This is a genomic window from Verrucomicrobium spinosum DSM 4136 = JCM 18804 (assembly GCF_000172155.1).
Classification (GTDB): Bacteria; Verrucomicrobiota; Verrucomicrobiia; order Verrucomicrobiales; family Verrucomicrobiaceae; genus Verrucomicrobium; species Verrucomicrobium spinosum.
The window spans coordinates 1,624,324-1,646,206 of record NZ_ABIZ01000001.1; the positions used below are offsets into that span (position 1 = coordinate 1,624,324).

The 21,883-nt window shown below is 62.6% G+C and carries 13 protein-coding genes and 1 tRNA gene; 7 read left to right on the forward strand and 7 right to left on the reverse strand.

The features are described 5' to 3' along the window. The first annotated feature begins 104 nt into the window (after positions 1-104). The 3 genes from VSP_RS34150 (at position 105) to VSP_RS06455 (ending at position 6,129) form a co-directional block, all read left to right on the forward strand. A complete protein-coding gene (locus VSP_RS34150; protein WP_009959516.1) occupies positions 105-305 on the forward strand; it encodes a hypothetical protein in 201 nt (66 codons plus the stop codon). 1,901 nt (positions 306-2,206) lie between these two features. After that, the gene (locus VSP_RS06450) at positions 2,207-4,783 is read left to right on the forward strand and encodes a DUF1588 domain-containing protein (RefSeq protein ID WP_198141332.1); all 2,577 of its coding nucleotides are present in this window, start codon (positions 2,207-2,209) and stop codon (positions 4,781-4,783) included. Positions 4,784-4,806: 23 nt separating this feature from the next. Then, positions 4,807-6,129, forward strand: a complete 1,323-nt coding sequence (locus tag VSP_RS06455) for a DUF1552 domain-containing protein (RefSeq protein WP_009959522.1) — start codon at positions 4,807-4,809, stop codon at positions 6,127-6,129. A gap of 862 nt (positions 6,130-6,991) precedes the next feature. On the opposite strand, the gene VSP_RS42935 is transcribed toward VSP_RS06455, so the two are convergent. From VSP_RS42935 to VSP_RS06485, 6 genes are all read right to left on the reverse strand, one after another. Then, the gene (locus VSP_RS42935) at positions 6,992-9,745 is read right to left on the reverse strand and encodes a VWA domain-containing protein (RefSeq protein WP_009959523.1); all 2,754 of its coding nucleotides are present in this window, start codon (positions 9,743-9,745) and stop codon (positions 6,992-6,994) included. Positions 9,746-9,777: 32 nt separating this feature from the next. Beyond that, positions 9,778-10,311 carry an RNA polymerase sigma factor gene (locus VSP_RS34160; RefSeq protein ID WP_009959525.1) on the reverse strand — a complete coding sequence of 178 codons (534 nt, stop codon included), beginning with the start codon at positions 10,309-10,311 and terminating at the stop codon, positions 9,778-9,780. Positions 10,312-10,413: 102 nt separating this feature from the next. Further along, positions 10,414-11,448, reverse strand: a complete 1,035-nt coding sequence (locus VSP_RS06470; protein ID WP_009959526.1) for a PH domain-containing protein — start codon at positions 11,446-11,448, stop codon at positions 10,414-10,416. 45 nt (positions 11,449-11,493) lie between these two features. Then, positions 11,494-12,015 carry a YbjN domain-containing protein gene (locus tag VSP_RS40500; RefSeq protein ID WP_157210766.1) on the reverse strand — a complete coding sequence of 174 codons (522 nt, stop codon included), beginning with the start codon at positions 12,013-12,015 and terminating at the stop codon, positions 11,494-11,496. 70 nt (positions 12,016-12,085) lie between these two features. After that, a tRNA-Pro gene (locus VSP_RS06480) sits at positions 12,086-12,162 on the reverse strand. Positions 12,163-12,258: 96 nt separating this feature from the next. Then, entirely contained in the window at positions 12,259-13,065 is an 807-nt protein-coding gene (locus VSP_RS06485) for a DUF4339 domain-containing protein (RefSeq protein ID WP_009959528.1), read from the reverse strand. A 153-nt stretch (positions 13,066-13,218) separates the two neighbouring features. Here VSP_RS06485 and thrS point away from each other — a divergent pair, with 153 nt between their 5' ends. Continuing rightward, a complete protein-coding gene (thrS, locus tag VSP_RS06490) occupies positions 13,219-15,177 on the forward strand; it encodes a threonine--tRNA ligase (RefSeq protein ID WP_009959529.1) in 1,959 nt (652 codons plus the stop codon). A gap of 874 nt (positions 15,178-16,051) precedes the next feature. On the opposite strand, the gene VSP_RS06495 is transcribed toward thrS, so the two are convergent. Next, positions 16,052-17,644: an excinuclease ABC subunit UvrC gene (locus tag VSP_RS06495; protein WP_009959530.1), complete on the reverse strand. Its 1,593-nt coding sequence runs from the start codon at positions 17,642-17,644 to the stop codon at positions 16,052-16,054. Positions 17,645-17,772: 128 nt separating this feature from the next. On the opposite strand from VSP_RS06495, the gene VSP_RS06500 reads away from it, so the two are divergent. From VSP_RS06500 to VSP_RS06510, 3 genes are all read left to right on the forward strand, one after another. Further along, positions 17,773-18,180, forward strand: a complete 408-nt coding sequence (locus VSP_RS06500) for a hypothetical protein (RefSeq protein WP_009959532.1) — start codon at positions 17,773-17,775, stop codon at positions 18,178-18,180. A gap of 266 nt (positions 18,181-18,446) precedes the next feature. Then, on the forward strand, positions 18,447-20,609 hold the full coding sequence (locus tag VSP_RS06505; RefSeq protein ID WP_009959533.1) for a TonB-dependent receptor: 2,163 nt from the start codon (positions 18,447-18,449) through the stop codon (positions 20,607-20,609). Between the two features lie 756 nt (positions 20,610-21,365). Beyond that, positions 21,366-21,770, forward strand: a complete 405-nt coding sequence (locus tag VSP_RS06510) for a hypothetical protein (protein ID WP_009959534.1) — start codon at positions 21,366-21,368, stop codon at positions 21,768-21,770. Positions 21,771-21,883: the final 113 nt, after the last annotated feature.

Here is a 21,883-nt window from a genome sequence, read left to right on the forward strand (position 1 = left end):
CCCTCACCGGGCGGCTGGAGATGGACTCAAAACGCGGTCCCCTGAAAAGGGGGCCGCGTTTTTTTGGATCTTGGTTCGCAGGGGAGTGATGGAGTGATGGAGTGATGGAGTGGTGGAGTGGTGGAGTGGTGGAGTGGTGGAGTGGTGGAGTGGTGGAGTGGTGGAGTGGTGGAGTGGTGGAGTGGTGGAGTGGTGGAGTGGTGGAGTGGTGGAGTGGTGGAGTGGTGGAGTGGTGGAGTGGTGGAGTGGTGGAGTGGTGGAGTGGTGGAGTGGTGGAGTGGTGGAGTGATGGAGGGGCGGAGTGATGGAGGGGCGGAGTGATGGAGGGGCGGTTCGGGGGAGTTATGTCATGAACCCTGTGGATTTGTGCGATCTTGATGCTGCGGTGGCATTGCTTCCTGAACCCGGAGGGTTCGCCATGCATAGCCATGGGTGAAGGGAGCGTAGCGAACGCAACCCATGGTAAGTGGCACTGGGCAATCTACCGCGGAGCGGTAGGCCCATGGCGGCCAAGAATTCCACCAGGTGCATCCCGTGAAGGACGGCAGCGGTTCGGTACGCGATGGGCCTACCGCTCTGCGGTAGCAGGCAAACAGACCCATTCCATGGGCGGCCCTTTCCCGATCTGTGAGCTCGGTCGACCAGGGGGTAATTACACGTCTTGGCGTTCGGTGCGGGTTCCTTCCGTAGCGAAGAGTCGGAAATGAGGGCAGTCACCTTTTTTTGGCTGCGGGTGCATAAAGCTGCGCTGCTCGGTTGAGAGGAGCAGCGAGGTGGGTGGCCTCAGTTGATCATGGGTTGGCAGCAGGGTTGGAGTTCCGCGTTTACGCGGTCAGTTTCAGGCCCCAAGCGGCCGAGTGCCCATCCGCAGAGACCGCTTCATCTGTCACGCTCGCGTCTGCGACCGCGTAGCGCAGATTGTCAATCTGCTGTGCCGCCGATTGGCAATCGGCATCCGTCGCCGGAGCGAGCAAGCGAACCAAGCACCACTGCATCGGAGATTTCCACGAAGCCGGGGCTTCAGTCCTTCTGATGCGGCACTCCTTTTCCCTGATGGCTCGGGCGTTGGGAGACGGGGTTTGCGTCATGGGACGTGCGAGGCGTGATTCCGCTTAAAAGCGGTACTCCAACCCTGCTGCGGAGATGGGCAGGACTTTGTAAGGGGTTTGGCGCTGGTGGAGGTGATGAGAAATGGGAGCGGCGCGGTGGGTGACCGCAATGGGTTGCGGGTTGGCAGCAGGGTTGGAGTTCCGCGTTTACGCGGTCAGTTTCAGGCCCCAAGCGGCCGAGTGCCCATCCGCAGAGACCGCTTCATCTGTCACGCTCGCGTCTGCGACAGCGTAGCGCAGATTGTCAATCTGCTGTGCCGCCGATTGGCAATCGGCATCCGTCGCCGGAGCGGGCGGGCGAACCAAGCACCACTGCATCGAAGACGGCCATCAAGCCGGGGATTCAGTCCTTCTGATGCGGTACCCTTTTCCTTGATGGCTTGGGCGTTGGGAGACGGGGTTCGCGCCATGGGACGTGCGTGGCGTGATTCCGCTTAAAAGCGGTACTCCAACCCTGCTGCGGTGATGGGCAGGACTTTGTAAGGGGTTTGGCGCTGGTGGAGGTGATGAGAAATGGGAGCGGCGCGGTGGGTGACCGCAATGGGTTGCGGGTCGGCAGCAGGGTTGGAGTTCCGCGTTTACGCGGTCCGGATCAGGCTCAGGACCCAGACGACCGAGTGCCCCGCTACAGACACCGCTTCATCTGTCACGCTCGCGTCTGCGACAGCGTAGCGCAGATTGGCAATCTGCTGTGCCGCCGATTGGCAATCGGCATCCGTCGCCGGAGCGGGCGGGCGAACCAAGTCGCACGGCATCGAAGACGGCCATGAAGCCGGGACTTCAGTCCTTCTGATGCGGCGCCCTTTTCCCTGACGGCTTGGGCGTTGGGAGACGGGGTTTGCGTCATGGGACGTGCGAGGCGTGATTCCGCTTAAAAGCGGTACTCCAACCCTGCTGCGGTGATGGGCAGGACTTTGTAAGGGGTTTGGCGCTGGTGGAGGGGATGAGGAATGGGATGGCCGGGTGTTTTAGGCTTATGAAGTGGGTGGGTGCCCTTGCTGCTCCTCCTCCCTGCGCCAAATGACGGCTCCTTCATCTCGCTGATTTCCCTGCCAGAGGCCCAGTTTTCGCTTCGTTACCCTTTGGCCATCCGTTCCATGTCCTGCCGATTCGTTCTCCCGGTTCTCACCCTTCTCGCCGCTCCTGCCGTCTCCCTGCGCGGGGCGTCTGCGTCTGCGACGGCGCTCCTTCCACCCGAATCTGTGCGGGTCATGATTGAAAACCGCTGCACAGACTGCCATGACGCGGAGACGAAGAAAGGCAGTCTGGATCTCACGGCGCTCGCCTTCGACCTCCAGAACCCGAAGGCCTATGCCCGCTGGGTGAAGGTCTTTGACCGCGTGGAGGCCGGCGAAATGCCGCCGAAGGGAAAGGCCCAGCCAGAGGCTGCGCTGCGCAAGGACTTCCTGGGCCAGCTCAGCGCCAGTCTGGTGAAGTCCGATGCGGAGCGGGCCACCGCAGACGGGCGCTCCACGGTGCGCCGCATGAACCGGTATGAATACGAAAACACCGTGCGGGACCTGCTCAAAGCACCCTGGTTGCAGATCAAGGACAAACTGCCGGAGGATGGGGAGGCCAACCGCTTCAACAAGGTGGGGGACGCGCTGGATGTCTCCCATGTGCAGATGGCCCGCTACCTGACCGCGGCCGACTATGCGCTGCGCGAGGTGATGGCGGACCAGCAATCACGTCCGTCGTCCAAGCCGGTGCGCTACTACGCCCGTTCAGAGCCGTCGATGGTGAAGAAGATGTTCTTCAGCGAGTTTAACCGCAACCCGGTGAGAGCCACGTTCCCGGTGCTGGGGTATGCGCCGCAGCCGGATGTGCGGGCGGGCAAAGCGCCTGCCACGGCGGGTGAGAAGGACGCCGCCATCCGGGATCAAGAGGCCATCGGGGTGGTGGCCAGCAGTTATGAGCCCATTGAGCTCAAGTTCAGCTCCTTCAAGGCACCCCGTTCCGGCCGTTACAAGCTGCGGTTCAATGCGTATGCCGTGTGGGTGGGACCGGGGGCGGAGAAGGCCTGGTGGCAGCCGAATCTGGATGTTGTTTCCAAGGGCCGCCGCTCTGAGCCCATCACCATCTACGGTGAGACTCCGCCGCGTCTGTTGCGCTTGCTGGGCAGCTTTGACGTGGGCGTGGAGCCCACCACCCGCGAGATCGACACCTACCTCCTCAAGGGGGAGACCATCCGCTGGGATGCCGTGCGGCTCTTCCGCTCCCGCCCACCGGCACCGCGGAATCCACTGGCGGAAAAGGACGGACAGCCAGGGGTGGCCTTCAAGTGGATGGAGGTGGAGGGCCCCTTGCTGCAGAGCTGGCCAGATGCCGGGCACAAGGTGCTCTTTGAAAACCTGCCCGCGACACGGAAGGACGCGAAGTCTCCCCTCACGGTGGAATCCAGGGATCCGCAGGATGCGGAACGTTTGTTGCGTCGTTTCCTCGATCGCGCTTACCGCCAGCCCTATGACGAGGAGGATGTGCAGATCTTCCTGGGCATCATTCAAAAGGCCCGGGGCGAGGGGCTCGACTTTGCCAATGCGATGCTGGCCGGATACACCGCCGTGCTGTGCTCCCCCAAGTTCTTCTGCCTGGAGGAAAAGCCCGGGAAACTGGACCAGAGAGCGCTGGCCGCACGGCTGGCTTATTTCCTCTGGAACTCCGCCCCGGATGAGGCGCTGCTCAAGGCAGATCTCAGCGACCCCAAGGTGCTGCGTCAGCAGACTGACCGTCTGTTGAACCATCCCAAGTCCCGGCAGTTCGTGGATGCGTTCCTCAACTACTGGCTGGATCTCCGCAAGATGGGGGCTACCTCGCCAGATGCGGAACTCTATCCCGACTACTACCTGGACGACCTGCTCATTGAGTCCGCCATGCAGGAGACGCAGCTTTTCTTTGCGGAGATGCTGAAGAGCAATCTGCCGGCCCGCACAGTCGTTGACTCCGACTTCGCCATGCTGAATGAGCGGCTCGCCCAGCACTATGGCCTGCCACCTTTGGAGGGGGTGACCGTGCACAAAGTGGCACTGCCCAAGGGAAGCGTGCGTGGCGGGTTGATGACCCAGGCGAGCGTGCTCTCCGTCACCGCCAACGGCACCACCACCTCCCCCGTGGTGCGCGGAGTGTGGATCATGGAGCGCATCCTGGGCAAGGCACCACCGCCACCGCCACCCAGTGTGCCGGCCATTGAGCCTGACACACGCGGGGCTCACACGATTCGCGAGCAACTGGAGAAGCACCGCGCCCAGCAGTCCTGTGCGCTCTGTCATACCAAGATTGATCCGGCAGGCTTTGCCCTGGAGAACTTCGATGTCATGGGCGGCTGGCGGGAGCAATATCGGGCCATGGGGGAGGGGACGTCGCCTCCTGGTTATGGGAAAAACGGCCAGCGGTTTGCCTTCCACGCCGCGCAGAAGGTGGATGCCAGCGGGGAGCTGCCCAATGGCGGCGGCACCTTCCAGGACATCCGCGGGCTGAAGGATCTGTTGGTGAAAGACGAGACTCAGATTGCCCGCAATCTCACCTCCCAGCTCATCACTTATGGCACCGGTGCCCCGGTGAGATTCGGCGACCGCGCCGTGGTGGAACAGATCCTGCAGAGCACCGCCGCAGACGGCTACCGGTTGCGCTCCCTCATCCACGCCCTGGTGGGCACCGACCTCTTCCAGTCCAAGTAGCCCCTTTTTCTGATCTGATCACGATGAACCCTTCTGTCCATGTCTCCACCCAGCGTAGCGTGTCCCGTCGCCAGTTCCTGCGTGCCACCGGAGTGGGGCTGGCCCTGCCCCTGCTGGACGCCATGGTGCCCGCGTTTTCCCGGGCGGCTGCTGCCATCGCCACGCCACCCCGGCGCATGCTCGGCATCTGCAACAACCTGGGGCTGCTGCCAGAGAAGTTCTTTCCCGCTCTGAACTCCACCGGTGCGGGCTACACGCTCTCGCCCTATCTGGAAGAACTGCAGGCCCACCGGAATGACTTCACCGTCTTCAGCGGCGTGTCCCACCCGGATGTGGACGGCGGTCATCCGGCGGACAATTGTTTCCTCACGGCTGCTCCGCATCCCGGGAGCGGCGGATTCCGCAACACCATCTCGGTGGATCAGTACGCGGCAGAGCGTCTGGGGCACCTCACGCGTTTCCCTTCGCTGACGCTGGGCGTCAATGTCTCCCAGGGGGTTCGCAGCCTCTCGTGGACCGGGGCGGGCGTGTTGATCCCGTGCGAAGAACATGCTGCCGATGTGTACCGCCGGTTGTTTCTGAAAGGCTCCCCGAAGGAAGTGCGTGAGCAGGAGAGAAAGCTGTCCCTGGGGCAGAGCATCATGGATGCGGTGGCCGGCCAGGCCAAGAGCCTGCAACGGGATCTGGGCGCTCACGATCGGGAAAGGCTGGACCAGTACTTCACCGGGGTGCGCGATCTGGAGAAGCGCCTGGAAAAATCCCGGGAATGGGAAAAGAAGCCCAAGCCCGTGGTGAAGGAGAAGCAGCCCGTGGATCCTGACAGTCCGGCCGAGTATATGGAAAAGGTGCGGCTCATGTATGACATGGCCGCCCTGGCCTTTGAGACAGACAGCACCCGGCTCATCACCCTCATGCTGGACAGTGTGAATTCACCCACGCTCGACATCGAGGGGGCACACATCACGGACGGCTACCACAGTCTCTCCCACCACGGGAAATCTGAGAAGAAGCTTGTGCAGTTGGAGGCGATTGACCGGGAACACATGCGGCATCTCAGCGCCTTGTTCACGCGGCTCAAAGGAACCGGGGAGCAGGGAGCCAACCTGCTCGACCAGTCCATGATCCTCTACGGGAGCAACCTGGGCAACGCCAGCACCCACGTGACGACGAACCTCCCCGTGCTCTTTGCCGGCGGCGGGTTCAAACACGGCCAGCACCTTGTGTATGACAAGGAGAACAACTACCCGCTTCCGAACCTCTTTGTTTCCATGCTCCAGCGCATGGGGTTGGAGGAAGGGGCGTTTGCGAGCAGCACCGGGACGATGAAGGGGCTGGAGATGGTTTAGGTAGGGGGTGTTGGGTGGTGGTTGTGCGGGAGCCAACTGGGGGTTGAGGATGGGTTCGCGCTGTTGGAGGGGGTGGGGAAATGTGAACCGCGAGGGGGGTGTTCTTGGTTGGTGGAGCGTTCGTGGCAGGGTTGGAGTTCCGCCTTTAGGCGGTCAGGAAACAACCGCCCAGCGCGTTGCTCTCACGATGGTTTCAGTGTTGGAGTACCGACTTTAGTCGGCCGAAGCTTTTCAATCGCGCCCTGAGCCGACTGAAGTCGGTACTCCAACCCCGGTGCGGGAGCCAACTGGGGATTGAGGATGAGTTCGCGCTGTTGGAGGGGGTGGGGAAAGATGAGCCGCGAGGGGGGTGTCCTTGGTTGGTGGAGCGTTCGTGGCAGGGTTGGAGTTCCGCCTTTAGGCGGTCAGGAAACAACCACCCGGCGCGTCGCTCTCACGATGGTTTCAGTGTTGGAGTGCCGACTTTAGTCGGCCGAAGCTTCTCAATCGCGCCCTGAGCCGACTGAAGTCGGTGCTCCAACCCTGGTGCGGACCTTGGGTGAAGATTGGAGATGGGTTCGCGCTGTTGGAGGGGGTGGAGAATGTGAGCTGGTTGTTCTCAGTTGATGGAGCGTTGGTCGGGGGTGGACGTTTTTCCCTCCTGCGACTGAGCCGCCTAAAGGCGGAACTCCAACCCCGGTGCGGGAATCAACTGGGGGTTTGAGGATGGGTTCGCGCTGTTCAAGTGACGGTCGTGTGCTGAATGTTGTCGCCAGACGCAGCCACAAAAAAAACCGGGGCGTCCTCGTGAAGAGAACGCCTCGGTCCGGGGTTGTTTGTTTTTTGGGTGGGGTCTTTTGATTCTCTCTGGCGGGCGCTCGTCCTACTGCGGACGGTCGGTGACAATGCCGCGGGCCTTGTCGATGAGTTGCAGGAATTCACCGCGATAGCCCAGGTCATCGGAGCCTTTGCCGGAGAGGGCAAGCTGTCGAATCTGTTCCCAGTTGAGCTCTCCAGCGTGTTGCGAATTCCGCAGCATCATCCCAAACCCTGCGACGGAGGCGGCGAACTTGAAGTCTCCGGGTGCGTCGGCCATTTTCTTCTCCTTGTCCACCACGGGCACCTCCATGAGCACGCTGGTATCGGCGAGGGGCTGCTTGTAGCGGAGCTTCACGGTCATGGTCTCGTTGCTGGCGGGGCCCGCCTTTGCCGCCTGGGCAGGCACGGCTGCGGGAGCGGCGGGGGTGTCGGCGTATTTAAGGTCATCCACCAGGGGGCGTCCGTCGGGGAGCTTCACGTTGGCAGGAACGATCTCATAGAGGGCGGTGACGGTGTGTCCTTCGCCAATCTCACCCGCGTCCTTGCGGTCGTTGTTGAAGTCCTGCTTGGCCAGCACGCGATTCTCGTAGCCGAGCAGACGATACGCCTGCACCTGGGCGGGGTTGAACTCCACCTGGATCTTCACATCCTTGGCGATGGTCACGAGGGTGGCGTTCATCTGCTCCACCAGGACCTTGCGGGCCTCGCTGAGGCTGTCGATGTAGGCGTAGTTTCCGTTACCCTTGTCGGCCAGGGTCTCCATGGTGCGGTCCTTCAGGTTGCCGGCGCCGAAGCCCAGCACGCTGAGGAACACCCGGGACTTGGCTTTCTCCTCGATCAGCTTCTGCAGCTCCCCGGGGCTGCTGATGCCGACGTTGAAGTCGCCATCGGTGCACAAGATGACGCGGTTGACGCCTTCTTTCTGGAAGTGCTGCTGCGCCTGTTCATAGGCCAGGCGGATGCCGCCAGCGCCGTTGGTGGAGCCACCGGCTCCCAGGCCGTCAATCGCCTCGATGATCCGGGACTTCTCCGTACCCGCCGTGGAGGGCAAGATGACGGCGGTGGAGCCTGCGTAGGTGACGATGGCCACGCGATCCTTTGTGGAAAGGCGCTCCGTGAGCATGCGCAGGGACTGCTTCACCAGGGGGAGCTTGTCTGGCTCGTCCATCGAACCTGACACATCCACCAGGAAGACAAAGTTGGCCGGGGCGCGCTCTTGCTGGTTCACGCGGCCTTTGATGGCGATGCGGGCCAGGCGGTGCTCGGGTTTCCAGGGGGCTTCGGCCATGTCCACCTGCACTCCGAAGGGCCTGTCATCCGTGGGGCCTTCGTAGGCATAGGGGAAATAATTGATGAGCTCCTCCAGCCGCACCGCATCCGCAGGCGGGCGCTGGCCGCTGTTGAGGAAGCGGCGGACATTGGCGTAGGAGGCCGTGTCCACATCGATGGAGAAGGTGGAGAGAGGCTCCTGGGCTACGGCCATGAAGGGGTTCTCGTAGATGGGCGTGTAGGTTTCCCCTGCGGAGACACTTTCTCTCTGGCGGAGGGGTTCAGTAACTTCGGGGGGGAGACCCCGGCCGAACCTGGTCGTGTCACCCGTGCGGCCGGCGTCTTTGTCTGCCTTCGTGCTGTCGGTCCCCACGTAGAAGTTTGATCCTGTCGTGATGGTCACGCCCGGTTGCGCCTTTGCACCTGCAGCCGGTTGGGCCGGCTGACGGGCTCTCGCGGAGGCGCCTTCCGCTGGCGTGCCCAGTTGAGGGGTCGCATCCAGCATGACGGGTGCGGCTGCCAGAGGGTCTGGACTGGACGGTGCTGCGGGAGCGGTCGCTGCTCCCGCGGCGGTCACACCGCTGGTGCTGGCGCTGGTGCTGGTGATGGGTGCCGCTTTGGCGAGGGGCTTGGCCGGAACTGCGGCGGCTGCCTGCTTGGCGCGCTCCATCAGATCTGCGGGCGTTTCGGCGAGCTGCGCTTCCCTGGCCTTGAAGGTGCGTGCCGGGGGCAGGGCATCCAGCATGTGGCCCGCAACGCCAGAGGGCGGGGGGCTCGCGGCCACGGACCCGGCCGACTCTGGGGCAGGCGCGGTGCTGGCCATCGGTTGTCCCTTGCCAGACTGCTCTATTTTGATTTCAGCGGTTCCCGCCCCGTTGGTAGCTCCTGCCCCGCTGCTGCTGGTCACGAGTTGAGGGGCGGTGATCGGGGCGGGAGGCGCGGTGGGCAGTGCCAGCGGGGCTGCCGGGACACCGCCCAGGAGAGACTTTCTGTCCTCTCCCTCGGCATTGGTAGTATCCCTGAACCGCTCATCCTGGAGCTCGATCTTGCCAGCCACGCTGGATGAGCGCACCTCCGCGGGGAGCGTGCGATTTTTCTTCTTCACGGTCGTTTCCAGTTCTTTGGGCGCTGGTTCTGCACGCGTCACGGTGATTCCCTCGGACGCATTCGACCGGGCAGCCGCTTCCGGCATGTCCTGCCTGCGCTCAATGAGCACGCCGCTGGGGACCAGCAGCGTCAGGGCCAGGCCCGCAGCGATGGCCGTGGAGATGAACTCGGCCCGCTTCCAGAACGGGGGGCGCACGACTTTGCGAGGCGTGTTGAGGAATGCCTTGAGCACCTGGCTGCGTTGATCGCCGGTCAGCTCCTCTTGCTCGGGAGCGGATGGACCAGCGTTCTCCCCCACTTGCTCCTTGAGGAGGCTGCAAAAGACCTTCATGGCTTCGGCTTCCTCGCGCAGGGCGGGATCCAGGGTCATCTGCTGCTCCAGAGCTGCCCGTTCGTCCGGAGGCAGTTCATTGAGCGCGTAGGCAGTGAGTTTTTCGTTCATGGCGGAAAAAAAAGGGGGGGTGAAGGTTCGCCTCAGGCATTCAGGGCGAGCCAGCGTTCGCGGAGATTGGCCACTCCGAGGTGGATGAGGGTTCCGACGTTGCCCACGCTGGTCTTGAGGGCCTCGCTGATCTCCTTGTAGCTGAGGTCGGCCTCGAATTTGAGGCGGACGGCCTCCCTTTGTTTCTCGGGCAGCTGGTGCAGCCACTGGCGCAACTGCTGCGCCAGCTCCTTCTGCTCCAGCTCCGCCGAGGGCAGGGGAGTGTTGGCAGATTCCTGGTCGAGAACTTCGAGGTCCATGGGAACAAGACGTTGATGTTTGCGCTGGTGATCCAGAGCGCGGTTGCGGCACACCGTGAAAAGCCACGGGGCCAGGCGCTCGCGATCCAGCGTGGCCAGCGACTGGCTCAGCTTGATGAAGACATCCTGGGCGATGTCGCGAGCCTGGTTGATCTCTCCCACGATGCCAAACGCATAGCGAATGACGGGGCGCTCGTAACGTTCGAGCGCGGCGAGGAGGAACGCATGATCAGGGTCACGTTGGCTCATGAGATGTTCAGCGGGCATGACGGCAGGGCGGACCGGATCTTGGAAAAAATTGCGAAAACTCTCTCTTCGCGGCGGTCAGAGGCTGCCGGTGTGAGCGCCCCGCCCGGCTGGAGGCTGAGCTCAACCCTGGAGCTGGCGGACGAGCTGCTTGATGTCATGCGGACGGCGCACGTCCTTGAAGCGCACCTCCGCACCCGGGCTGGCGGAAGAGTCGAAGTCCACATTGCCGATGCCAAGGAGGGCTGCGTAACTTTTTTGCCGCACGTCGATGGCGCGAATGTCCGCGATGCGCACCTCCTTTGAGTTCCTGCCCACCAGCCCGAACTCCATCTCCACACGCCGCGTGGTCACGAAGTAGGTGGTGGTGGTGCGGTCCAGAGAGACGAAGACCAGGATGAGCGCGGCGATGGAACCGAGCAGGACGATCCACTCCAGCCCGTACTGCTGGGTGATGCAGAAGGCCGCACCGCCCAGGCAGGCAAACGAAACCGCCAGAGACTTGGGATAGGCGAACCAGCTGGGGTGCCCCAGAAAGAGGATCTCCTCGCCACCGCGGGAGGGCAGGGTGGGGCCCGCCGGGGGGCTGAACTCCTCCGCCTGTAGCGAAGGTGAAGTGGGCAGGACCGGGGCTGGAGGAGAGAGGCGGGGTTCTAGGAAAAGGTCCTCCGGCTCGTCATCCAGACCGGCCGGGCGATGGGACAGCGGTTGAGGCGGGGTCTGCCGGCTGACCGGTCTGGAGTAGGAAAAGAGATCCCGCTCATCAAGGTCATCTTCGTCCTCCTCACAGTCCTCAGCGGGAGGCTCATCGTCGAAGCCATCGTCCCCTTCATCATCGTCGTCCCGGTCATCCGCGTCCTTGTGAAGCCGCACGTTCTCGGGCGGCAGGGATCGGGTGAGGGGCGTGTCAGCGCGGAATTCCTGTTTGAGAGGGGGGCGGGGCCGGGAGCCGGTGGTCGTCAGCATCGGCGTCCCGGTCACATCGGGATAGGGGGCGGCGAGCAGGTCACCCAGCAGATGGCCCAGCCCCGTCTCATCATCCACCACGATCTCACTGCGGCTGAGCTCCCCGCTCTGGAGCATCGCGCGGAGATCCGCCTTGCTATAGACTTCCGTCAGAGCCGGGTGGTCTGGGAGGAAGTAGCGGGGGTGGCTCATGGCGGGCAGGATGGAGCAACCAATACCCTTTTTTGAGCCCTAAAATCAAGCCTGCAAAGGCTTCTCTTCATCCTCATCATCCTCTGGCACCACGGGCAGCAGGTCCTCCCGGCGGAGGAGCTGTTGCAGATCCAGCAGCGGCAGCATGGCGGCTGTGGATTTGCACAGTTCCGCCAGGTACGGCGTCATGCGGTCCATCTCGGCGATGGCGTTGTGCACCAGATTGATGATGATGCTCTCATCGTAGCGGTGCTTGGAGAACACCTGCCCCTGGCGGAAGACGACCGTGCCCTGATCCCAGTCGAGCTCGAAGTTGCCCAGGTTCAGGTCGCGGTTCACGCGCATGAGCAGCTCTGCGGCGCGGCTCTTGTGCGTATGGGGCACGTTGACGGAGGCCGTGGCCACCACGCCCAGCACGTGCATCTCGCCGTAGCTCTGCACATGCACGGGGACCTTGGTGTGGTAGGCCTCGAAGTTGGATTCCACCACCTCCATCTCTGATACTTCCCGGTAGGCCCAACCCTTGTTTTTAAAGGCAGTCAGGACAGTAGCGTGGAGTGCGGACATGGACTGGGGCAGAGAAGTGAGGAGGGGGCTCAACTCTGCCATGAATACGGCACCCAAGATCAAAAAGAAATGGTCGGGGCGAGAGGATTCGAACCTCCGGCCTCGTGGTCCCAAACCACGCGCTCTACCAGGCTAAGCTACGCCCCGAAAAAGTTGAGGGCGGAGTCTCGGTCAGGAATACGCAACGTCAAGTGCAAGACTGAATTAACGCAAGATTCTCTGCCGAAAACTCACACCAGCGTCTTAGCCGCGCCATTGGGGCAGGGTTTCCAAGACGGAGTGTGCTCCCTTGGCGAGCCAGGCGTGGGTCTTGTCGATCTTCTTGGGCACCACGGTCTGGGCCAGAGCGACCCAGAGGAGACTGGCGAGGAGGAGGATGGCACCGGAGATGGCGAAAATGCCTGTCAGGCTGGGATCGGTCTGCCCCAGGGCGATGCCCCAGAAAATCAGCCCCAGGCCGGATAGCGATCCAAGCCAGGTCAGCGCGAGCTTGCGGGTCCGGGCGCGTTTGCAGTCCCGGCACAGGGGGATGGCCACCTTGGCCGTCTTCCGCACGCAGAGAGCGACGATGATGTAGATCAGCATGCCGGGGAGGATGGCGAGGTAGATGAGAGGATGGTGCCAGGTGAGGGTTTTCTTCACCACCTTCACCGGCGGGGCACCGCATTTGAAGCACTTGTCCGGCAGCGGTGTGTCCTTCATGACGACCATCTGCTTCCCATCCTGCCATGGCCCGGCCCCCAGGGTGACGCCCTGGCGGAGCTTGTCGATCACGGTCGGCTTGCAGGTGGGGCACACCTCCACGTTGTCGATTCGCATCAGTTCAGACGCAGGGTAGAACCGGTTGCACTCCGAACAGGGCGCGACCAGTCCCTGAGCCGTGGCTGGTTGCTCGTCGGGCCATACTTGGGACGCCTGCTGCCAGTCCGGCCAGCCCGCCTTCCAGACCCGGGTGTGGCCATTGATTTCCCCACTTGCCCTCATCGCCTGCAGTTGCGCCTCGCTCACGGGACCTGCTGAGCTGCCATCCTTTTCATAATGCCAATCCATGGGTTCCTTAAGCAAAAAAGACCCGGTTGCGCAAACGAATCCGCGAGCCCGGGAGAGGGTCGGCCACTTTCACCAGAGCGGTGGAGCACAATTCTGGCGCTCCAGCTTGCTGATTCCCCGTGATGCGCGAAACTGGCCGACTACCTCAATTTTATGTCAGCCGAACGCAAGACCCTCGAAGAACGCGCCCAGATGTCCGACCTGGAGCGCCTGCGTCACTCCTGCGCTCACATCATGGCGACAGCCATCCTGCGGATCTGGCCCGACGCGCAGTTTGCCTACGGTCCGCCGGTGGAGAGCGGGTTCTACTACGACTTCGACCTCAAGCATCGCATCACTCCTGACGACTTCGAGAAGATCGAGGCGGAGATGAAGAAGATCGCGAAGGAGAACCAGAAGTTCGAAAAGCGCGTGCTCTCCCGTGAGGAAGCCATCGCCCTGGCAGAGAGCGGCCGTCTGGGCGGGCTCAGTGAGCGTCCGGGCAATGCCTCCCAGTTCAAGCTCGACCTCATTGCCAAGATTCCGGAAGGGGAGGAAATCTCCTGCTACCAGAACGGGGAGTTCCTGGACCTGTGTGCCGGACCTCACGTGAACTACACCTCCAAGTGCAAGAACGTGAAGCTCATGTCCATCGCCAGCGCCTACTACATGGGCGATGAGTCGAAGCCGCAGCTTCAGCGCCTCTATGGCACCGCTTTCCCCTCCAGTGAAGAGCTGGCCAAGCACCTGGAGCAGCTTGAAGAAGCGAAGAAGCGCGACCACCGCAAGCTGGGCCGCGAGCTTCAGCTCTTTGCCATCGATGAGAAGGTGGGCCAGGGCCTCATTCTCTGGCTGCCCAAGGGCGCGGTCATCCGCCAGGAGCTTCAGAACTTCATTGGCGAAGAGCTGCGCAAGCAGGGCTACCAGCAGGTCTTCACCCCGCACATCGGCAAGCTGGAGCTGTACAAGACCAGCGGCCACTTCCCCTACTACAAGGAGAGCCAGTTCAGCCCCGTGGTGGAGAACGACGAGCTCGCCAAGGCGGCCGACTGTGGCTGCTCCTGTGCTGAAGTGATGGCCCGCCTGGAAGGCGTGTCCAAGAAGCTGCGTGAGGAGATCAACTCCCGCACCGGGCAGGACACCATCACCGCAGACCGGGTGATGCCTGAAGAGGACCTCATGGATGGCTTCCTGCTGAAGCCCATGAACTGCCCGCACCACATCCGCATCTACGCGCAGAGCCCCAAGAGCTATCGCGATCTGCCGGTGCGTCTGGCCGAGTTCGGCACCGTGTATCGCTGGGAGCAGAGCGGCGAGCTGGGTGGCCTCACCCGGGTTCGTGGTTTTACCCAGGATGATGCGCACCTCTTCTGCACGGAAGACCAGGTGGAGCAGGAGATCATGGGCTGCCTCAGCCTCGTGAAGACCGTGCTCACCACTCTGGGCATGTCAGACTACCGCGTGCGCGTGGGGCTGCGTGACCCGGACAGCAACAAGTACACGGGCACTGCCGAAAGCTGGGACAAGGCCGAGGCCTCCTGCCGCAAGGCTGCCAGCACCCTCGGTGTGCCCTTCACTGAGGAGCCCGGCGAAGCCGCCTTCTACGGCCCGAAGATCGACTTCGTGGTCAAGGACGTGATCGGTCGCGAGTGGCAGCTCGGCACCGTGCAGGTGGACTACAACAACCCCGTGCGTTTTGACCTCACCTACATCGGTGCGGACAACGCCGCCCACCGCCCGGTGATGATCCACCGTGCGCCCTTCGGCAGCATGGAGCGCTTCACCGGCGTGCTCATCGAGCACTTCGCAGGCCACTTCCCCGTCTGGCTCGCGCCGGAGCAGGTGCGCGTGCTGACCGTGAGTGAGAAGAGCGATGCCTTCGCCAACGAGGTGCTCAACGAGCTCAAGGCCAAAGGCGTGCGCGTGGTGCTGGACCAGTCGTCCGACAAGATCGGTGCCAAGATCCGCAACGCGCAGATCGACAAGATCCCCTACATGCTCGTCATCGGTGAGAAGGAGGCCAACAGCGGTGCCGTCGCCGTGCGCCACTCCAAGAAGGGCGACCTCGGCGTGAAGGCGCTGGGCGAGTTCGTGACCGGCCTTCAGGAAGAGATCGCGGAACGGAAGCTGTAGGGAGTATCCAGCTCAGGAGAAGTTTCAGGAAACCCCGGTTGGAAGTCCGGGGTTTCTTGTTTGTGGGGGGAGGCTTGATGAAAGTAGAAGAGCCGTCCCGGCTCTTGGGAGCGCTGGGTGATGTGGGAGCAAGAACCGCTGGGGTGCAGGACGCTGGGGGCTGTTCGGAGTGGCTTTGGCCTGCCTGCGTCAACAGCAGCTTCAGCGCCGCTCCCTCTGCCATTGCACCTCCAAAGCTGGCGGTAGTTGACGACGTGAGGAGAACCGACCAACCGCGCGCGTTTTGGAGTGGCTGCCAAGGAACCAACTTTGGCAGGTCAATCTCAGTTCGAAGTTAATCCCCGAAGGGGATTTCTAGCACAGCCCAGCGGTTGGACGAGCCTTAAGCGAGTCAACCCTGGGTACCTCCGGAGATGTTGATCAGGTGGGAAGGCCGACAGCATCCGCTTTCTCCCCTCCGCCATCAACACCTCCACGTCAGGCGGATACGATGTCGTGCGTTGACTGACGTTCGCGGCAAGATGCCGCGAACAGCACGCAGGATGCGTGCGCTCCCCAAGCTGCCCGGGCACAGACCATTTGAGGACTGTCAGACCGTGCGTTCCTCAGGTTCCTTGGCAGGCACAAAATTTCCCCGTCTATCACGCTGTGGCAGGAAAGAGGACCAAGGGGCCAAGGTCTGCGCTGGAGCGGGAGCGAGTCGCTGGGTATGCGGAAGACCGTTGCGTGAATCACGTCGCAGACGCTTCAGTGAGTGCCTCCTCACGTCGACAACTACGACCGTCGGAGGTCGCGCCTTGGCAGAGGGTATGACTCCACTGGCCATTGCCGCCGTCGTCAGCCTGTGCGCTGTCGCGATGTTGGAAGCGACACCTCACCCGCGCTCCCTCAGGAACCGCTCGATCTCCTCGGCCAGGCCCTTGCCGATTCCTTGAACCTTGGCGATCTCTTCCACGGTCGCCTTGCGCAATCTCGTCACGGAGCCGAAGTGCCGCAGCAGGTTGGCCTTCCTGGTCTGGCTCACCCCCGGGCAGTCATCCAGGATGCTTTCCTCGACCCGGCGGCCGAGCAGCAACTGGTGGTAGCCGTTGGCCCAGCGGTGGGCTTCATCGCGGATGCGCTGCAGCAGCTTCAGCGCACCGCGATCATGTGGGATCAGCAGCGGTTGCTCCACATCGGGGCGATAGACTTCCTCATTCTCCTTGGCCAGCCCGATGATGGGCACCTCATGCAGGCCCAGGCGTTGGAGCTCCTTCGTGGCGGAGGAGAGCTGTCCCTTGCCGCCGTCCACGATGATGAGATTGGGCAGGGTGACAAACTTGGGGCCCACGCCCTTGGGCTTTTCCTCCTCCAGCCGGCGCATGGCCTCCAGCGGGTTTTCCTGGGAGACGTCGGCGGCGTCTTCACCCAGCGCGGCCCGGCCCTCCAGCAGAATGCGGGAGTAGCGACGGCGCACCACCTCGCTCATGGCGGCGAAGTCGTTCTGCCCGCTGACGATGCGGATGCGGTAGCGGCGGTAGTTGGCGTTGTCCGGCGCGCCGTTCTTAAATCGGACCATGCTGGCCACGCAGTGGGCGGTGCCGATGTTGGCGATGTCAAAGCACTCCATCACCAGCGGGGGCTCCTCCAGGCCCAGATACTCTTGAAGCTCGGCCACATCACGCATGGGATCGATGGTGCTGGAGATGCGGGTGCGGGCCCCGCGCTCAAAGGTGCGCGTGGGGCGCAGCGTCTTCTTGAAGTCCTCGATCATGTCGCGCAGCTCGGCGGCTTTCTCGAAGTCGAGCCGGGCGGCCGCCTTCTTCATCTCCTCCTCCAGAGCGGTGACGAGGTCGCGTGATTTGCCTTCGAGGAATTCACACGCGCGGTCAATCCGGGCGCGGTACTCCTCCTGCGTCACCCGGCCGATGCACGGGGCGGAGCACTTCTTGATGATGTCGTTGTTGCAGTGCTTGTAGTCGTCTTCATCCGGATTCAGCGGGCGGCAGACGCGCAGGCCGAACTCCCGGTTCATCCAGTTCAGCGTAGTGCGCAGTGCTCCCGAGTGGGCAAAGGGCCCAAAGTACCGGGCACCGTCGTCCTTCTTCAACCGCGTGAGCGTGAACCGGGGAAACGGCTCCGCCATCTGCACCTTCACCAGGAGGAAGCGCTTGTCGTCGCGGAAGCTGATGTTGTACTTGGGGCGGAAGTCCTTGATGAGGCGACCTTCCAGCAGGAGGGCCTCCGGCTCATTGCGCACGAGCTGGGTTTCAAAGTCCCAGATGCTGTCAATGAGCGCCCGCGTTTTGAGATCGGCCTTCCGTGCGCGGGAGGGCATGAAGTAGCTGCTCAGCCGCTTGCGCAGGTCACGGGCCTTGCCCACGTAGATCACCCGGTTCAGGCGGTCGCGCATGACATAGATGCCCGGCAGGTGGGGCACATCATGAAGCCTGGCGTTGAGGTCGGGTTTCTCGCGGGAAAAAGACATGGATGGACCGGTAATGTAACGTGAGCAGCCACCCGGCGGCAAATTGAGATTGCACCTTGAAGCCGGGTGGAGGAGAATCCACCCACCTGATGGGCGGCAGGCACCGCTCACCTTCTGTGTTACGTTTCATGCCTCCCTTCCGTCCCAGCATCCGGCATCTTTATCTGCTCGCGCTGTTTCAGCTCGTAGGTGGGCCGCTGGTCATACTGGCGGTGGTCTTCTTCAGCAGGATGGTGGTTCACCAGACTGCGGAGCACGGCCTGACCGTCGGGGTGGTGAAGGCCAGCCAGAGCGCGGAGTGGCAAAAGGTGGCCTCTGCCTTGAGCGGTGCCTCCTACGGCCAGCTCCCCTCTGGGAAGAAAGATCCCGTGCCCGTGGTCAAAGATCCCGGTGGCAAGCTGCTCGGGCTCCTGTGGGTGGGCGTCACGCTCCCTGAGGATCCGCCTATGCCCTGCGACGGCCCCCACCTCTGGGTGCGCCCCCTGATCTCGGCCTGGCCTCATGCGCCGCCCCTGCCACCGCCACGATGCGCGTGACATTCCCCGCCGGTGAACCGTCGGTGATCGGTGCTTTTTTGCTGAATGCCACCTCCTTCTGCGGAGGGGCTGGAAGAGTGCGTGACAGTGCCCTGCCCTCGTGAAAGGGCGGGTTCTACGCCCCCCCCATGGCAGTGAAGCGCCCTGCTGACTGACGGCGCATTGGAATCTCGTTCCCCGCCCTGGCCTCGCCTTTGTGCAGGCAGACCCTCTCGCGACCGATGACCGGGCACACGCGCCCGGACAACGCATCCACTCATTCTCCCATGTCACTTTCCATCCATTCTCGATTTGTTATCGCATCATCCCTGGCAGTGGCCATCGCGGCCCCCTTGGCAGGACAGGAAGCCCCCACCGAACTCGACGCCGTCACGGTGGTCGGCAAAGCGGAAGATCTCCTGGGGGCCGCGCCAGCGGCTTCTGAAGGTCGTGCCAGTTCAGAAGATCTGCTGAGTCGCCCGATCCTGCGCCGGGGCGAGATTCTGGAGACCATACCCGGCGTCATCATCACCCAGCATGCTGGTGGCGGGAAGGCCAACCAGTATTTCCTGCGCGGCTACAATCTGGACCACGGCACAGACTTCGCCACCAGTCTGGATGGGATGCCGCTGAACATGCGCACTCATGCCCATGGCCAGGGTTATACGGATCTCAACGGCGTGATTCCGGAGCTGGTGGAGCGTCTGGACTATGTGAAGGGTACCTACACCGCCGCCAACGGAGATCTCTCCACCGCGGGCGGTGCGAACTTCCTCCTCTTCAAACATCTGGAACGCAACCAGGCCACCTTTGAGATTGGGGAGGACAACTACTACCGCGGCCTCATTGCCGGCTCCATCCGCCTGGATACACCTGTGGCTCCGGCGGATGGTGGGGTGGTGAACGCCAAGAATGCCGGGAAAAACCCGCAGCCCGTGGCTCCGGTGGACCCCGACGTGACGGAGAGCCTGACGTATGCACTGGAGTACAACACCTATGATGGCCCCTGGGTGCTCCCGGAGGACTTTGAGCGCTGGAACGGGCTGCTGCGTTATTTCAAAGGTGATGAAGACAACTGGTTCACCGCCACGCTCATGGGCTACCACGGTGAGTGGCGCTCCAGTGACCAGATCCCCCAGAGGGCCGTGAAGGACGGCCGGATTGACCGGCTTGGCACTGTGGATCCGACGACGGGTGGACACTCCCAGCGCTACAGTTTGAATCTGGCCTTCCAGACGACGGAGGGCGATGTCGTCACCACCGGGAATGTGTACGGCATCCACTATGATCTGGACCTGTACTCGAACTTTACTTATTTCCTCGACTATCCGGATCGCGGGGATCAGTTCCAGCAGAAGGAAGAGCGGTGGATCATCGGCGGCAATCTGGCCCGCACTTGGAAGAACCAGGAGTTCTTTGGCACTCCGGCGGACTATACGCTTGGCTTCCAGACGCGGCATGATCTGATCGACCCCATCGGCCTCTATCGCACGGAGGCGCGCCGGCGATTTGCCACGGTGCGGGAGGACGAGGTGTATGAGAGCAGCTACAGCGTGTACGCAGACAGCACCGCCCGCTGGACGGACTGGTTCCGCACGAACATCGGCGTGCGCGGGGATGTGTTCTACTTCGACACCTCACAGAGCACCCTGGCGGCCAACGAAGGCTCTGAGTGGGACGGCATCGTCAGCCCGAAATTCAGCGCCATCTTCGGCCCGTGGCAGGAGACGGAGCTCTATCTCAACTACGGCATGGGCTTCCACAGCAACGATGCGCGTGGGGTGAACACGGTGGTGGATCCCAACAGTGGGGATCGCGTGAACAAGGTGGATCCGCTGGTCCGTACGATGGGGGGAGAGATCGGCGTGCGCACCCAGGTGGTGCCGCACCTCACCAGCACGCTGGCCCTCTTCTGGCTGGAGAGCGATAGCGAGCTCGTGTACATTGGCGATGCCGGTGCCAATGAGGCGGGTCCCGGGTCCCGGCGGTATGGCATTGAGTTTGCCAACTACTGGCGTCCGGTGCGCTGGTTCAGTCTGGATGCGGAGATCGCGATCACCCACGCACGCTTCACAGACGCTGGTGATGAAGACCACATCCCGGGGAGCATTCCCTTCATGTTCAGCGGCGGGATGACGCTCGGCGCGCATGCGGAAGACGAAGGTTTCTTCGCCACCCTGCGGGCACGGGCCTTTGACCGCCGTCCCCTCATTGAGGACAACAGCGTGAAAGGCAAGTCCAGCTTCTTGGTGAATGCCGGGGTGGGTTATCGCAAGGCCAACTGGGAGGCGGCGGTGGAGTGTCTCAACCTCTTCGACCGGGAGGACAATGACATCGAGTACTCCTACACAAGCCGTCTGCGGAACGAGGGGCCGGAAGGCTATGATGACGTGCACCTGCACCCTACGGAGCCCAGGACGTTTCGGTTGAGGGTGACGTATCGGTTCTAGGAGTTGGTGAGAGGGAGGCTTGAAATGGCAAACTTCAAACTTCAACGATCAAACCACAAGGTGGCATGGCCGCAGGGTAAAGGAGGCGGGGTCTCCGGCCCCGCGGTCTGTGGGGTGGGCGGAGCGGGGGAGCGGATCAAGGGACGCTTGGTGTGTGAGCGGGGCTGGGAACCCCCGCCTCCTGTACCCACGAACAAGCGACGAGGTGACTTGGCCGCGGGTTAAAGGAGGCGGGGTCTCCGGCCCCGCGGTCTGTGGTGTGGGCGGAGCGGGGGGGGGGATCGTGGGACGTTTGGTGCGTGAGCGGGGCTGGGAACCCCCGCCTCCTTTACTTACGATCAAACCACAAGGTGGCATGGCCGCGGAATACAGGAGGCGGGGTCTCCGGCCCCGCGGTCTGTTGGGTGAGCGGAGCGGGAAGGGGATCAAGGGACGCTTGGTGAGTGAGCCGGTCAGAACAACCGGACTACGCCCGTAGCGACCTCACATGGTCAGAACTCAAGTCTTGAGTCTTTCGTCTTCCAGTCTTGTGTCTCCCGCGCAGCGGGTCGAGAGCGGCAAAATGTCGCACCGCACTACCGCACTACCGTATTTCGGTGTCACCTGCACTACAGCCTGACAGACAACCTTCGTCACCTGTTATGCCATTAGTAGTTGAATAGAACCCGCCTCTGTCCATGGCGTTCCTGGAAGGCATGGAGCGTCAAACTTCCGGTTGACGGAGGAAGTGCCTCACATGATGGTGCATAACTTGTCGTGAAGCGTTCTCTGCAATCATTGCTGTGCCTGATTGCCGCCCTGCATCTTGTGGGCGGGCATTGGGGCGTCATGCAGATGATTGCCTGGGCGCAGATGTTGCGGGACTACTCGCAAGACCGCGGTGTGGCGGTGGCGGTGATGGATACCTTTAATGGAGAACATCCCTGCCCCATGTGTGACAAGATCAAGGCGGGCCGGGCTCAGGAGGAGCAGCAGAAGCCCGCTTCATTGCCCAAGGCAGACCAGCCGGCGATCTGGCTGGTTGCCTCCAAAGTGGTACAGGATCTGCCCGCGTCTCCGTGGGCCACAAGCAAGGTGCAGGCGGCATTCGCCGAACCACGGCAGCTTGCTGCACAGTATGATGCCGGGCCGGCCACGCCGCCGCCACGAGCTGGCATCTAACCTCCTGTTTTGCAGATCCTTGCGAGGCCTCAGCCGGTAACCTCAGATGGTGTGACCGCGCCTTCTGCCACGGGCAGAGGGGTGCAACATGGCCATGTGGCGGTCGTTGGTGA

Excerpts from the sequence above, each read along its gene's own strand:
- VSP_RS34150 (WP_009959516.1), top strand. The coding sequence starts at position 105 with ATGGAGTGGTGGAGTGGTGGAGTGGTGGAGTGGTGGAGTGGTGGAGTG.
- VSP_RS06450 (WP_198141332.1), top strand. The coding sequence starts at position 2,207 with ATGTCCTGCCGATTCGTTCTCCCGGTTCTCACCCTTCTCGCCGCTCCT.
- VSP_RS06455 (WP_009959522.1), top strand. The coding sequence starts at position 4,807 with ATGAACCCTTCTGTCCATGTCTCCACCCAGCGTAGCGTGTCCCGTCGC.
- VSP_RS42935 (WP_009959523.1), bottom strand. The coding sequence starts at position 9,745 with ATGAACGAAAAACTCACTGCCTACGCGCTCAATGAACTGCCTCCGGAC.
- VSP_RS34160 (WP_009959525.1), bottom strand. The coding sequence starts at position 10,311 with ATGCCCGCTGAACATCTCATGAGCCAACGTGACCCTGATCATGCGTTC.
- VSP_RS06470 (WP_009959526.1), bottom strand. The coding sequence starts at position 11,448 with ATGAGCCACCCCCGCTACTTCCTCCCAGACCACCCGGCTCTGACGGAA.
- VSP_RS40500 (WP_157210766.1), bottom strand. The coding sequence starts at position 12,015 with ATGTCCGCACTCCACGCTACTGTCCTGACTGCCTTTAAAAACAAGGGT.
- VSP_RS06485 (WP_009959528.1), bottom strand. The coding sequence starts at position 13,065 with ATGGATTGGCATTATGAAAAGGATGGCAGCTCAGCAGGTCCCGTGAGC.
- thrS (WP_009959529.1), top strand. The coding sequence starts at position 13,219 with ATGTCAGCCGAACGCAAGACCCTCGAAGAACGCGCCCAGATGTCCGAC.
- VSP_RS06495 (WP_009959530.1), bottom strand. The coding sequence starts at position 17,644 with ATGTCTTTTTCCCGCGAGAAACCCGACCTCAACGCCAGGCTTCATGAT.
- VSP_RS06500 (WP_009959532.1), top strand. The coding sequence starts at position 17,773 with ATGCCTCCCTTCCGTCCCAGCATCCGGCATCTTTATCTGCTCGCGCTG.
- VSP_RS06505 (WP_009959533.1), top strand. The coding sequence starts at position 18,447 with ATGTCACTTTCCATCCATTCTCGATTTGTTATCGCATCATCCCTGGCA.